The organism is Halovenus aranensis (assembly GCF_900100385.1).
GTDB classification, from domain to species: Archaea; Halobacteriota; Halobacteria; order Halobacteriales; family Haloarculaceae; genus Halovenus; species Halovenus aranensis.
Genome location: NZ_FNFC01000017.1, coordinates 1 through 12,955, shown reverse-complemented (window position 1 = coordinate 12,955; position 12,955 = coordinate 1). Strand labels below are relative to the sequence as shown.

The following is a 12,955-nucleotide window of genomic DNA, read 5'->3' as shown; positions in this document are numbered from 1 at the left end:
TAACTGTGCCGACGACGAGCGCCGACGACGGGACGGAACTGTACTACGAAGTCGACGGTTCGGGGGAGACGATTGCGTTCATCGGCGAGGCGGGACTCGGCGCGTGGCAATGGGGGCCACAGTACACGGCCGTTCCCGGCTCCTATCGGACAATTACTTGGGACCTGCCGGGTACCGGCCGCTCGGAGTCGCCCGCCGACGATTTGGCTGTCGACCGTCTGAGCCGGGACCTAGAGGCGGTGCTCGCTGCCACGGGGGTAAAAAACTGCCACCTCGTGGGTGCTGGGCTCGGTGGGATGGTCTGCCTGCGGTATGCCCGCGCGTTCGACCGAGCCCGGACGCTGACGCTGTTTAACACTGCGCCGAGCGGTGATGCCGTCGATACCGACGCGCTCGGGGTGCTCTGTAGAGCCGACGGACGGCACGCAGACCCTCTTTCGGTGGCCTTTTCGGCAGCGTTTCGCGACGCGAACCCGGAGGTGCTGGACCGCATCTCGGGGTGGCGACGCGAAGAAGACGCCGACACGACGGCGTTCGACCAGCAGGTCGCCGCAGTCGAGGGGTTCGACGCCGGACCGCTGTATGAACTGACCGTACCGACGCTGGTCTGTCACGGCGCGGACGACCCGGTCGTCGACGCATCCGTCGGCGAGGCGCTGGCTACAGACCTACCCCGGGGCACCCACGTCCCCGTCGAAGGACGACACCTCTGCTTTTTCGAACACTCCCGTCCGGTCACCGACCGGCTGCTCGACTTCATCGACGCGGCTGACCCGTCGTGAAGCCACAAGACACTTTGATGCAGTTTACATGACTGTCATGTATGGCTGATTCGGAAGGCAGTGTGACGACAGTTGGACTCACGGGGTACGACTACTACGTCCCAGAGACGGTAGTCACGGGCGAGGAGATTGCCGAGGCAAGCGGGATTCCCGAGGAGGTCGTCGTCGAGAAGATGGGCCTCGTCGAGAAGCGAGTCTGCCCGCCCGATGAGGACCACGCGACCGACATGTGTCTCGAGGCTGCCGAAGGAGCCATCGCCGAGGCCGACATCGAACCGACGGCTATCGACCTCGTTCTGTATCACGGCAGCGAGTTCAAAGACCACATCGTCTGGTCGGCGGCGGCGAACATCGCCGACAGACTCGGCGCAACGAACGCCTACGCGACCGAGAGCTACACGCTGTGTGCCGGCGCGCCCGTGGCGTTCCGGCAGGTCACGTCCCAGCTTCGCACCGGCGATATCGAGACAGCATTGCTGGTCTCGGCCAGCCGCGAGGAGGACCTCGTCGATTACGCCAACGAAGACTCCTCGTTTATGTTCAACTTCGGAAGCGGAGCCTCGGCCGCCGTTCTCGAACGTGAGCCAGAGCGAGACCGGGCACGTGCACGCGTTCGCGGGAGCGATGCCATTACCGACGGGTCCTTCTCGGAGGACGTCGTAATGCCTGCAGGCGGTTCCGTCGCACCGCCGTCCCACGAGACCGTCGATGCGAACGCCCACACGCTCGACGTGCCGGACCCCGACGGAATGAAAGAACGTCTCGCCGAGGTGAGTCTCGACAACTACCTCGCCGTCGCAGAGGGGGCACTCGAGTCGTCGGGATACGAGACAGACGATATCGATTTCGTCGCGGTCACCCACATGAAGCGGTCGTTTCACGAGCTGCTCCTCGACAGGCTGGGGGTCGACCCCGGGACCGACGGCTACTACCTCGACGAGTACGGCCACGTCCAGAGCGTCGACCAGATTCTCGCTCTCGACGAAGGACACGAGCGCGGGCGCGTCGAACCGGGCGATGTCGTGCTCTTTCTGGCGGCCGGGACTGGCTACACCTGGGCCGCGACCGTGCTCGAATGGCTCGGGTGAGCGGGTAGCTTTTACCCTCCCGCCGGTAATTCGGGACAATGACACGACCCCGGATTGCGTTGTTGAACGCATCCTATAACGCGTACAACACGCGGCGGAACTTCAGGCGAGAACTCGATGCAGACCTCGTCGAGTACAACGTGACAGATGGCGACATCCCGGAGACGTTCGACGTAGACGGGTTTGTCGTCACCGGCTCTCGTGCCTCTGTCTACTGGGACGAAGCGTGGATTAGCGACCTCGAACCGTGGGTCGCGGAGGCGGTCGACCGCGGGATACCGGCGCTCGGCGTCTGTTTCGGCCACCAGTTTCTCGCACACGTCCTGGGCGGCGAGGTCGAGGGGATGGACGGGTACGAACTCGGCTACAGAACCGTTTCCCGGACCGGCGATTCCACGCTCCTCACCGACCTGCCCGAGGAGTTCACGGTCTTCGAGACACACTCAGATAGAGTGGTTTCGCTGCCGGAGGGGGCACGCCAAACCGCCACAAACGAGTACGGAATCCAGGGCTTCGAGACAGACTCGGTGTATACGGTCCAGTTCCACCCGGAATACGACCGGCAGACGGCGCGCGAAGTGACCGAAGGCAAAGACAGCGTTCCGGCCGCGAAAGTCGAGCGCGTTCTCGACGGCATCGACGAGGAGACACACCAGAACGCCTGTGCGGTCAAACAACTGTTCGAACGGTTCACCGAGGTTGCGAGAGCCAGCGCAGTCCGGGCTGACTGACACCGCCGAAAGGGACAACCGTTAAACGCCAGCCAGCCTTCACTGCAGGCAATGCATGGGCGGAGGCTAGCGACGACAGACCGGCTCATCGTCCTGGCCAGCCCCGACTGTGGCGAGGGGCTGGACCGAATCCGTGAGTGGGCCGACAAGCACGCAATCGATGTGTCTGTGGTCGACATCGGGAACGACATCACCGAGGTCTACGACCCCGACGCCCCGACACTCGGTATCACGCTCGGGGGCGACGGGACCTTTCTCGAAGGCATCAAGCAGTTCACGACCCACGGCATCCCACAGCTTGGAGTCAACGCGGGCACGCTCTCCTTTCTCGCCAGGGTCGAGACCGACGATATCGAGGCGGCGCTGGAGGAAGTGATTCGAGGCCGGGCAACTGTCGACAGCCGCCAACAGCTCCACGTCGATTCCAGTGGTCTGGACACCACCGGTATCAACGAGGTGACCGTCGAGCGGGTACCGCCAGAGAACCCGTTCGACCGCAAGGTCACGCGCCTGGAAGTGTTCGCCGACGACGAGTACGTCGGCCAGTACGAGGGAAACGGTGTCGCGGTTTCGACGCCGACCGGGTCGACCGGTCTCTCGCTGTCGGCCGGTGGCCCAGTCCACATGCCCGGAGACAATCACTCCCTCCAGATTGTCCCGTTGCACACCCATCGCCTCGGCTCTCGGCCCCTGGTGATGGCAGCCTCGACAGAAATCGAAGTTGTCACGCGCGGCCAGGCGAGCCTGCTCGTCGACGGCGGGCGGGCACAGAAGGTATTGAGCGAAGAGAGCGTCGTCCGCATCACCGGTGCCGAGGAAAAGGCCCACGTCGTCCGGACGAGCTACGACGACCAGTTTATGACCGCGATAACCGAGAAACTCGGGTGGGGACTACGAGACACCAGCGACGGCCCCCGGGACCTCCTCGCCGATGATATTCCACCCAGAGAGCCGACGTTCCTCGAACACGCCCGCGATATCGCAATCGAGGCCGCAGAGAGCGTCGGCGAACCGCTGCGAGAGCTTCATGGTCGGGTCGAGGACATCACGTACAAGAGCGATAAATCCGATATCGTCACCGAAGCAGACCACCGGGCCAACCGCATCATCACCACGGTCATCGAAAACGAGTTTCCCGACCACAGCATCTTCTCGGAGGAAAGCGAATTCGTCGACGGCTCTGGCCCGTACACCTGGGTCATCGACCCCGTCGACGGGACCGGCAACTTCGCTCACGGAAATCCCCAGTACTCGGTCTCGATTGCCCTGTTGGAGAACGACACCCCCGTGCTGGGTGTCGTCTACGTCCCAGAGACAGACGAGACCTTCCACGCCATCGAGAGCGGAGACGCCTACAAGGGAGAGACGAAAATCGTGACCACAGACCGAGACTCGCTCGACGAGAGCATGCTGCTGTCGGGATACGACCCCGACGGCGGCTTTCTCACGCATTTCTACGACCAGACACAGGGCGTACGCTCACTCGGGTCGGCCGCGCTGAATCTCTGTTACCTGGCAAATGGCAGCGCGGACGCCGTCTGGGAGTACGACACCTATCCGTGGGACGTAGCAGCCGGCCTCGTCATCGCTCGGGCAGCCGGAGCGACAGTAACAGACCGCTACAACGAGCCCTATACCGTCGAATTCGGTGTCGACGAGCGGCGGTCGCTGCTTGGCTCGAACGGCCTGTTACACCCGGTGTTGTACGACCACCTCGAATCCAGCGACCTGGTTTAGGCCTGGAGCGGCGCGGACGGCGGGAACGGGCCTTCCGATGGATTTAACCACCTGACTCCCCCACCTTCTCGTAATGGCTTTTGAGGAGTTACTGGAAGACCCAGTCATACAGAAGTACCTCCACGAACTCGTCGGTCCGAAGGGGATGCCCGTCGCGGCAGCGCCGCCGGACGGCGAAGTGACAGACGAGGAACTGGCCGAAGAGCTGGGACTCGAGTTGAACGACGTTCGGCGGGCGCTGTTTATTCTCTACGAGAACGACCTGGCGAGCTACCGGCGGCTCCGGGACGAGGATTCTGGCTGGCTTACCTATCTCTGGACATTCGAGTACGAGAAGATTCCCGAGCAACTCGAAACCGAGATGCAGCGACTGCTTGCCGCACTCGAAGACCGCTACGAGTACGAGGGAGACAACGAATTTTATCTCTGTGAGCGCTGTGGCATCCGCTTCGAGTTCGACGAGGCCATGGAGTTTGGCTTCGAATGCCCCGAATGTGGCTCGCCGGTCGACGCCATGGAGAACACGCGGCTCGTCGATGCCATGGAGACGCGCATCGAGGAGCTTCGCGAGGAACTAAACGTCGAAACCGCGGAAGTCGAGGTCTGATGGCTGACACACTGGAGGCACACCGACGATGGTAGTACTGGCGACCAAATGTTACGTCGACGGAGAGGCACGCGAGCGGACGCTCGACTCGCTGTCGTCGATGATAGCCGACGATATCGGCGACCTCGATGTCGAAAGCGATGTCGGGCTGCGAGACGACGGGTTCCCGTCGGTCACAGTCGAGGGACCAGACGCGACTGCAGCGCGAAATCTCCTGCGCTCTCGTTGGGGAGAAATTACGCCACACTTCGAGGACGGCAAGACCTACGTCGGCACTCTCGAAGGCTGGGACGACGACGGCTTCGTTCTCGATGCGGGTCGGGAAATCCGGATTCCCCGTGACGAGTTAGGGCTCGGACAGGGAACGCCAGAGCAGATTCGGACGCGGTTCGGGCTCGTCCAGCACGCGCCGTTGCACTTTGTCTACGGTGACCCGCCGAGTCTGGCGCCCGAAACACAGGACACCCTCTACGAGTGGACGCGTGGTGACGGTCGGCTCAACGTCAACAGCGCCACCCGCGCAGAGGTGCGCGCGACCGTCAACCGGGCCGGCCACGCGGAGGATATCGTCACGGTGGAGCGACTGGGCCTGCTCGAACAGAGCATCGTCTGCAAGCCGAACACGGACCCCCCCGGACTGCTCGCCAGCGTCGGCGACTACCTCCGGGCGGAACTGCTCTGTGTCGTTCCATGAACAGGCGTGTCCTCGCTATCGTCGCACTCGCGGCGCTCGTCTTCCTTTCCGGGTGTTCGATACTCGGCGGTGGCGGCGAGATAGACGAGGACGACCTGCTCGGCGACCAGGAATACGACTGGAACACGACGGCAAACGCTACCTACGACCTGTCGGTGTCTTCTGATTCGTTCGCCGCAGTCGTCGCCGCTCAGAACCGCTCCTCGATAGCGGTGTCACAGTCGACCGCGTTCCGCGGCGACCAGTCTGTGTCCGTCGCCGACCTCAAGTTCCAGTTCGTCAACGGCACCGTGGTAAACGCGACACACCCCGGACTGACAGCAGAGAAAGGCTCTGACGAGACAGAGATCCAGCTTCCGGCGAGAAACGGGACCGTCGCCTGGGTAGAGTCCAGAAGCGGAAAACAGTGGAGCGTGCCCGTCGTGGCCGAGGGGTCACACGAGGTTCGGCTCTCGAACTCCAGTCGGGTCGGCATCCCGCTTCTCTCACGGACGAGTCCAGACCCCGACGAGTCGAGCGTCGAGAACGACCAGATGACGCTGTACTACGACGACATCGACGGCGGGAGCATCGCAGTTCGGTACTACCTCGTCCGTGACCTCTATCTGTTCGGCGGGATTGGTGCCGTTGCGCTCCTCGTCGGCGGTGGCGGCGCTATCTACTATCTCCGTGGCGTCCGGGCTGCACAGACAAAGCGCGAGGAGGTCGGTCTCGACGTAGAGACCGACGACGACCCTGGCGACGACGGGCCGCCGCCGGGGATGCGGTAGCTACTCGACTGCGAGCACTTCGATTTCGAACGTGAGCGTCTCGCCGGCGAGTTCGTGATTAAAATCGACGGTGACACTGCCGGCGTCGAAGTCGACGACTTCACCGGGAAGCCCGTCTTCGGTTTCGACTTCGAAGCCTTCAGCGAGTTCGCGGTCGCCTATCATCTCGTCGAAGTCCGCTCTGTCGTACTCCGCAACGCGGTCCTCTGTGTGTGGGCCGTAGGCCTTCTCCGGGGGAATCGTAATCGTCTTCTCCTCGCCGACCTCCATTCCGACCAGTTCCTCCGCGAGTCCCTCGATGACGCGGTCGCTCCCAAGCTTTACCTCAAGCGGCTTGAAGCTTCGTTCGGGGTACTCCTCGTCGACGCCGGCCTCACGGGCCAGTTCCTCGTCAGAAGTATCGAAGACGGTGCCGTCCTCGAGTCGACCGACGTACGATATCGTGACCGAATCGCCTTCACTGATTGGCATACCACACAGTCGGAGACGGGGCTCCCTTAGGCTGTCGGTCGCTGGAGTGAAGTTGCTCGCTCCGGTACGAACGCGTAGATGACGGCCTCGGAGATACGGGAACTCGACCCACAGACGGTCGAACGCATCGCTGCGGGTGAAGTCGTCGAGCGACCGGCGTCGGCGGTTAAAGAACTCATCGAGAACAGCATCGACGCTGACGCCTCTAGGGTGACCGTCGCCGTCGAAAACGGGGGTATCGACGGCATCAGGGTCCGCGACGACGGCGTCGGCATGGCCCGAGGCGAACTCGAACGCGCGGTCGACGAACACACGACGAGCAAGATAGCAGATATCGACGACCTCGAATCCGGCGTCGCCACGCTCGGGTTCAGAGGGGAAGCACTCCACGCAATCGGGGCCGTCTCGCGGCTAACCATTACCACGAGACCGAGGGCCGGGGGCGAGGCGACCGAGCTCACCGTCGCTGGCGGTAACGTGACAGACGTGCGGCCCGCGGGCCACCCGTCGGGAACGACAGTCGAAGTTGACGACCTGTTCTACAACGTGCCCGCCCGCCAGAAGTATCTCAAACAGCCCTCGACCGAGTTCGACCACGTCAACACGGTCACGACGAGCTACGCCCTGGCGAACCCCGACGTAGCCGTCACGCTGGAACACGACGACAGGGAGACGTTCGCCACGACCGGGAGTGGCGACTTACAGGAGACGGTCATGGCGGTCTACGGCCGCGAGGTGGCCCAGGCGATGCGGACCGTCTCGGGGGAGGATATCCCGGACGGGCCGCTGGATTCGGTGCGTGGACTCGTGAGTCACCCGGAGACGAACCGGGCATCGCGGGAGTACCTCTCGACGTTCGTCAACGGCCGGTACGTGACCGCGAGCGTCGCTCGCGAGGCGGTCGTCGACGCCTACGACACCCAACTCGCGCCGGACCGCTATCCCTTTGCCGTCCTCTTTCTGGAAGTCGACCCCGCAACTGTCGACGTGAACGTCCATCCCCGCAAGATGGAGGTCCGATTTGCTGACGAGGCCGCGGTCAAAAAGCAGGTCGAGCATGCAGTCGAGCAGGCCCTGCTGGAGGAGGGGCTCGTCCGCACCTCGGCCCCGCGCGGTCGGTCCGCGCCCGACCAGACCGAGATTCAGCCGGACACGACCGAACCGGAGACCGACGAGCCCGAAACACAGCAGAACATCACGAGCCGTCGAGACGACGGCCCCGACGAGCCAGACCGACAGCAGAGAACCACGAGCCGCCGAGGCGACAACTCAGAGACGGGAGCGTCGACGAGCATCGAGGCCGGGCCGTCGGCGGCGGGCGACAGTACCGATACCAGGTCCCAGGGGTCCTCGGACACTGAGGAAATTGCCTCGAACGACACATCTGAGCGAGACGACGACCGACGCAAGTTCCAGGACACCGGGACACAGTCGCGTCTCACGGCATCGACAGAGACAGAACAATTCGAAAGTCTGCCCTCGATGCGCGTCCTCGGCCAGTACCAGGAGACGTACATCGTCGCCGAGACGACAGACGGTCTCGTTCTCGTCGACCAGCACGCGGCGGACGAACGCATCAACTACGAACGGCTCAGAGAGGACTTCAGCGGCGAAACGACGACACAGGCGCTGGCCGAACCCGTCGAGCTCGAACTGACGGCCCGAGAGGCCGAGCTGTTCGACTCTCACACGGATGCGTTGGCACGGCTGGGATTCCGGGCGCGTCTCGTCGGCGACAGGACCGTCGAAGTACAGACCGTGCCGACGATGGTCGCCGGGAGCGCCGGCCCGGCACTGATTCGTGACGTGCTCTCAGAGTTCGTCCAGGGTCGGAAACGCGCGGCCGACACCGTCGAGGCTGCGGTCGACGACCTGCTCGCCGACCTGGCGTGTTACCCCTCGATTACCGGGAACACGTCGCTGACCGAAGGCTCTGTCGTGGACCTGCTCGCGCGGCTCGATTCCTGTGAGAACCCCTACGCCTGCCCCCACGGGCGGCCCGTCGTCGTCGAGTTCGACACCGAGGAAATCGAAAACCGGTTCGAGCGGGACTACCCGGGCCACCAGTGAACTCACCACGAGATGCGGAAAACCTCGGCGTCGATACTGCGCGAGTCGTGGTCGTGAAAGTCGAAGGTTCTGGGTAACTCGAAGGTTGCCTCGAAGGCGTGTGTCACCTCGCCCCCGTGGTCGGTCGCGTACGACTCGACGAAGGCCGCACTGCCTGCGTTGTGAATCGAGTACGAAACCACAGCGAGAGAAGCAGCCGTTTCCAGAAACGCCCTGTCGGCGTGTTCGTTGCCGGACTGTGCGCCAAAAGGCGGATTCATCAGCACCGTCACGTCACGAGTGGGGGCAAACGGTACGCGGGGAATCTCTCCTCGAACCCAGGAGACAGCCGTCTCCGGGCCGACCGCTCGCTCGTTGTCCCGGGCGACCGCGAGTGCATCGGGGTCAATATCGATGCCGACCACCTCAGCGGCACCGGCAACCGCACTCGCGAGCGCGAGCATCCCGGTCCCACAGCCCAGGTCGACGACCAGTCTGGTGCCGATATCGTCGTGTAAGCCGGCAGTGTGGACGAGCGTGGCAGCAATTGCTGCTGGCGTAGCGTACTGTTCGAGGGCGGCGGCTGGATTCTCGAAACCGGCCACCTGCGAGAGCTGTCTTGCAAGCTCGCGTTTGCCCGTCATACCACAGGCCTACCAGGTGCCGTGGAAGGTGTCGAACTCGAGTTCGTCAAGCGGCTTCTCGCCGATAGCGATTTTGTACTCGCCGGGCGTGAGCATCGGCGCGTGGAACTGCGGGCCGTCGTCCGTGGTGATTCGCGGACAGCCCGTGTTGACGTAGGCGTCCATCCCGAAGTTCAACAACCGGTCCGGGGTTACCTCGTCCATCGTGATGAGGTAGGCGTTCTCGTTGTTGTCGACGATTTCCTGGGCTGTCTCCCAGCGCCCCTGTCCAATCTTGGTACAGAAGATGACGCCCCATGATTCGGCGTCCATCGCCTTATGGACCGCAGCGTACCGCTCTTTCAGGAACTGTTCTGCGTCTGCGATGGTGACTGCGTTGTTGACTGGGTCAGCGATGACGACGTTTTTCTCCTGGTGTTCCATCGCCAGTCCGAGCGGATGGAATTTCCCGCCACCGACATACAGCACCTGCTCTGCGTCGATGTCGGCGGACTCGTAGTTACAGCCCAACACCTGTCCTTCGTTTGTCAGGCGCTCGTCGCCGCGCCGCGTGTGAACGTTGTATCCCTCGTCTTCGAGGAACTCGCGCATCTCCTCGAACTTGTTCATGTGCTGTGCCGTCGTCACGAGTCCAACGTCGGGGTCGTCCTCGGGAGCGGCGAGCTGGTCGTCGATTGCCTCCTTGATAATCGGGAAGACATCGACATTCGAGAACAGCGGGACGTAGAGAATCTTGTCCGAATCTTTCATCGGAGAGTGGCCGAAGTGAACGAATACGTCGGTCCGTTTCATCAGATAGGTATCGAGGTCGCAGGCACCGTAACACGGCTGGCCCGAAATCATCACGGAAACACCGTCTGGCAGCGATTCCCGGAGGTCGTCGGCGACGCCGGGGCCCCGGCGTTTGAGTCCCTCGGGGAACTGCAATCCGACGGTCTCTGCGTCACGTTCTTGGACTGCCTCGACGATGCGGTCGAGCTCGTAATCCCATTCCCTGTCGTGTTTGAGCGACATGCCGGTGTTGCGGAGGTCGCCGTCCGGTCGGTCGTCAGATGGCTGACTCATTGCAACCTACTACCCAGTGTGGGCGTATAACAGCGGCGTTTCGGCGTGAGGGGTGACCGCCAGGGAGCTCACTGCTCTCGCTCGGTTCGGTACTCGGCAAACAGGAGCTCCGTTCGATTGTGTCGTGCGACGAGCGTGTTATCGGTTCGCGTAAACGTTACACCCCCAAGTTCGACACTTTCGTTGTGAGCGGGGACTCTAACCTGCTTTCGGGTTCCGTTCGCGTCGAGAACTGCGATATCGTAGAACCTCTTCGAGGGAACGATGCCAAATCGCTGTCCGTTGATTGTCGGCTGTCCCTCGCCCAGCGGTGCAGAAAAGAGAAGTCGCTGGTCGTCCATCTCGCCCCAGTGCTGTCCGTAGACTTTGTAGGTGGTATTCCCACCAGCAAGTTGCCACTGTGTGTGATTCACGAGGACGACCTCGCGCCAGGTCGTGTCGCCGACGACGACGACCGAAAAGCCGTTCAGGGCCAACTCGTCACGGGGTGTTTCGAGTGACCAGACGTTGCGCTCGTCGCTCGTGACGATGACGCCGCTGGTCTCGACAGAGAGCGCGTCTCCGACGACGGGCAGGTCGAGAGCTGTGTACTGGTCTTCGACGTTCTCGGCGTAGGTGACGGTGTAACCGTCGATTTCGATACCGTCGCTAGCCTCCTCACCGGGTGAAACGTCGGCGAGATTGTACGGCACGCCCGCGAGTGCGACGAGGACCGCGATACCAACGAGGATGACAACACCAACTGTCCTGGCCTGAATCTCGATTCTGTCTTGTAGTAGCGGGCGACCGTCAGAGAGACTCGCGACGGCAATGACCGATGCCAACACTGCGACCGACGCCGCACCGAGTCCTCTGAACAGGACGAACTCCGTATCGCTGAGAAACCAGAAAATCGTCCACATCGACCGCGTCACAGCGAAGACGAGCGCCGCAAACCAGACGTGCCCGACGTTCGGTGACCTGCTTCTCCTCCGTACGACCCACACCGCGAGCAATACCCCGAGGACCAGGCCGAAAAGGTGCCCCTGTAGTGCCGTATCGGCCCAGTATGGAAACGTAAACTCGGGCCTGGCTTCGGCAAATCCGACCGGGCTCTGAAAGCCGCTGTAGACCAAATCTAAGCCGTCTAGCCCAAGGATACCGCCTACTGTCACCAGTGGCCGGGTGACGATTGCGAACCCCGCAAGTGCGAAGACGACTCCAGAAAAGCCAATTATCGCGCCGGGAACGAAGAGAGAGCCCGCGATACCGACCAGAGAGAGTCCGACGATGAACATCGCGATACGAGCGAAGGGATTGGTTCGCAAAGACGAGAACGAGTGCTGGCCGGTCACCGTCGGGTAGTGGCTCCAGGCATACTCGGCGATACTCCCGAAAACGAGCGTCGCGAGTACGTTTCCGGTAAGGTGCGAGCTACTCGCATGTGAAAGCCACGCGAACACGATGCTTTCGGGATACCACAGCGACCAAGAACGAAAGCCGATAACGTTCGGTCCCCCGGGGTTACCGGCCCCCTGGACGACGTGATAGACGACGTAGACGCAGGCGACAGCGAGAACAGTTCCCCACGGGACACCGACCACGAATCGCTTTCGCAGCCGCACGAACGGCGACTGGCGCTCACCGACGCGATAAATCACGAGATACGAGAGGACGAGTGCCCCCACGAGCAGTGCCAAGCTAGCCTGTTCTATCAGTGTAACAGCCTCGGACGAGAGCAGGGCGGGATACGCTGACACGAGTAGAGTCAAGGCGGGAATGGTAATAAATATCACCGCACCAGTGGCCCGATAGTGTCTAGACAAACCGTCGCTGCCGTGCGACGAGTTCACTAGCTACCCGCTGTTTCATTAGATATCCATGATTCTACACAGGTTCAATAAGGATCAGTTAGTGATATCACTAGATCGTAACACAGAAGTTTTATTCACGATTCATCCTGAAATAAACCTGTAGACAGCTTCATTACAGGCAGATTTCTGAATAACAAAACCGTATTACCAACGACTGATATACTCGGACACCGAGTATCAGTCGATCACATCGGGTTAGAGGAAGTGTCTGCTTTGGGAGGATGTGCAACAACCCGAAGCAGACAGCGAAATAGAGGAAGAGCACCTGCTTAATTTTGTCGTCAACAGCCTCGACGAAGAGCTTGCGATAGACCTCGGTGATGACGTCAAGGTCACGACAGAGACGTTGTACGAGGTCCTCGCCGGCGCCAGCGCCGGCGGGACCTCAATCAACCACGTCTGCGAAACGACCGGCGACTCGCCACACGCCAATACCGTCCGGGGACATCTCACCGAGCAGTTTG

Annotated in this window: 12 protein-coding genes and 1 pseudogene; 9 read left to right on the top strand and 4 right to left on the bottom strand. The window is 62.0% G+C overall.

Annotated features, from left to right (window positions below; all coding sequences use genetic code 11):
• The first annotated feature begins 5 nt into the window (after nucleotides 1-5).
• From BLR34_RS14700 to BLR34_RS14670, 7 genes are all read left to right on the top strand, one after another.
• Nucleotides 6-782, top strand: coding sequence for an alpha/beta fold hydrolase (locus BLR34_RS14700; RefSeq protein ID WP_092704393.1), 777 nt, complete (start codon nucleotides 6-8; stop codon nucleotides 780-782).
• A 41-nt stretch (nucleotides 783-823) separates the two neighbouring features.
• The gene (locus BLR34_RS14695; RefSeq protein WP_092704391.1) at nucleotides 824-1,870 is read left to right on the top strand and encodes a 3-oxoacyl-ACP synthase; all 1,047 of its coding nucleotides are present in this window, start codon (nucleotides 824-826) and stop codon (nucleotides 1,868-1,870) included.
• Between the two features lie 38 nt (nucleotides 1,871-1,908).
• A complete protein-coding gene (locus tag BLR34_RS14690) occupies nucleotides 1,909-2,601 on the top strand; it encodes a type 1 glutamine amidotransferase (protein ID WP_092704389.1) in 693 nt (230 codons plus the stop codon).
• Nucleotides 2,602-2,652: 51 nt separating this feature from the next.
• Nucleotides 2,653-4,338, top strand: a complete 1,686-nt coding sequence (locus BLR34_RS14685; protein ID WP_092704387.1) for an NAD(+)/NADH kinase — start codon at nucleotides 2,653-2,655, stop codon at nucleotides 4,336-4,338.
• Nucleotides 4,339-4,411: 73 nt separating this feature from the next.
• On the top strand, nucleotides 4,412-4,945 hold the full coding sequence (gene tfe / locus BLR34_RS14680; protein WP_092704385.1) for a transcription factor E: 534 nt from the start codon (nucleotides 4,412-4,414) through the stop codon (nucleotides 4,943-4,945).
• A 28-nt stretch (nucleotides 4,946-4,973) separates the two neighbouring features.
• Nucleotides 4,974-5,639: a DUF2110 family protein gene (locus BLR34_RS14675; RefSeq protein ID WP_092704383.1), complete on the top strand. Its 666-nt coding sequence runs from the start codon at nucleotides 4,974-4,976 to the stop codon at nucleotides 5,637-5,639.
• On the top strand, nucleotides 5,636-6,409 hold the full coding sequence (locus tag BLR34_RS14670) for a DUF5803 family protein (RefSeq protein ID WP_092704381.1): 774 nt from the start codon (nucleotides 5,636-5,638) through the stop codon (nucleotides 6,407-6,409). Before BLR34_RS14675 ends, BLR34_RS14670 begins: the two co-directional genes overlap by 4 nt.
• Here BLR34_RS14670 and BLR34_RS14665 read toward each other — a convergent pair whose 3' ends face one another.
• Complete coding sequence (locus BLR34_RS14665) at nucleotides 6,410-6,880, bottom strand: FKBP-type peptidyl-prolyl cis-trans isomerase (RefSeq protein WP_092704379.1); 471 nt, start codon at nucleotides 6,878-6,880, stop codon at nucleotides 6,410-6,412.
• Nucleotides 6,881-6,958: 78 nt separating this feature from the next.
• On the opposite strand from BLR34_RS14665, the gene mutL reads away from it, so the two are divergent.
• Complete coding sequence (gene mutL / locus BLR34_RS14660) at nucleotides 6,959-8,950, top strand: DNA mismatch repair endonuclease MutL (RefSeq protein WP_092704377.1); 1,992 nt, start codon at nucleotides 6,959-6,961, stop codon at nucleotides 8,948-8,950.
• Between the two features lie 2 nt (nucleotides 8,951-8,952).
• Here the strand turns inward: mutL and BLR34_RS14655 are convergent, their stop codons facing one another.
• The 3 genes from BLR34_RS14655 to BLR34_RS14645 all read right to left on the bottom strand — a co-directional run bounded on the left by BLR34_RS14655 (nucleotide 8,953) and on the right by BLR34_RS14645 (nucleotide 12,377).
• Nucleotides 8,953-9,573, bottom strand: a complete 621-nt coding sequence (locus tag BLR34_RS14655; protein ID WP_092704375.1) for an METTL5 family protein — start codon at nucleotides 9,571-9,573, stop codon at nucleotides 8,953-8,955.
• A gap of 9 nt (nucleotides 9,574-9,582) precedes the next feature.
• Nucleotides 9,583-10,638, bottom strand: coding sequence for a diphthamide biosynthesis enzyme Dph2 (gene dph2 / locus BLR34_RS14650; RefSeq protein WP_092704373.1), 1,056 nt, complete (start codon nucleotides 10,636-10,638; stop codon nucleotides 9,583-9,585).
• Nucleotides 10,639-10,706: 68 nt separating this feature from the next.
• Nucleotides 10,707-12,377 carry a rhomboid family intramembrane serine protease gene (locus BLR34_RS14645; RefSeq protein WP_092704371.1) on the bottom strand — a complete coding sequence of 557 codons (1,671 nt, stop codon included), beginning with the start codon at nucleotides 12,375-12,377 and terminating at the stop codon, nucleotides 10,707-10,709.
• A 337-nt stretch (nucleotides 12,378-12,714) separates the two neighbouring features.
• On the opposite strand from BLR34_RS14645, the pseudogene BLR34_RS14640 reads away from it, so the two are divergent.
• Nucleotides 12,715-12,955, top strand: a pseudogene (locus tag BLR34_RS14640) (ISH3 family transposase); the annotation flags it as partial.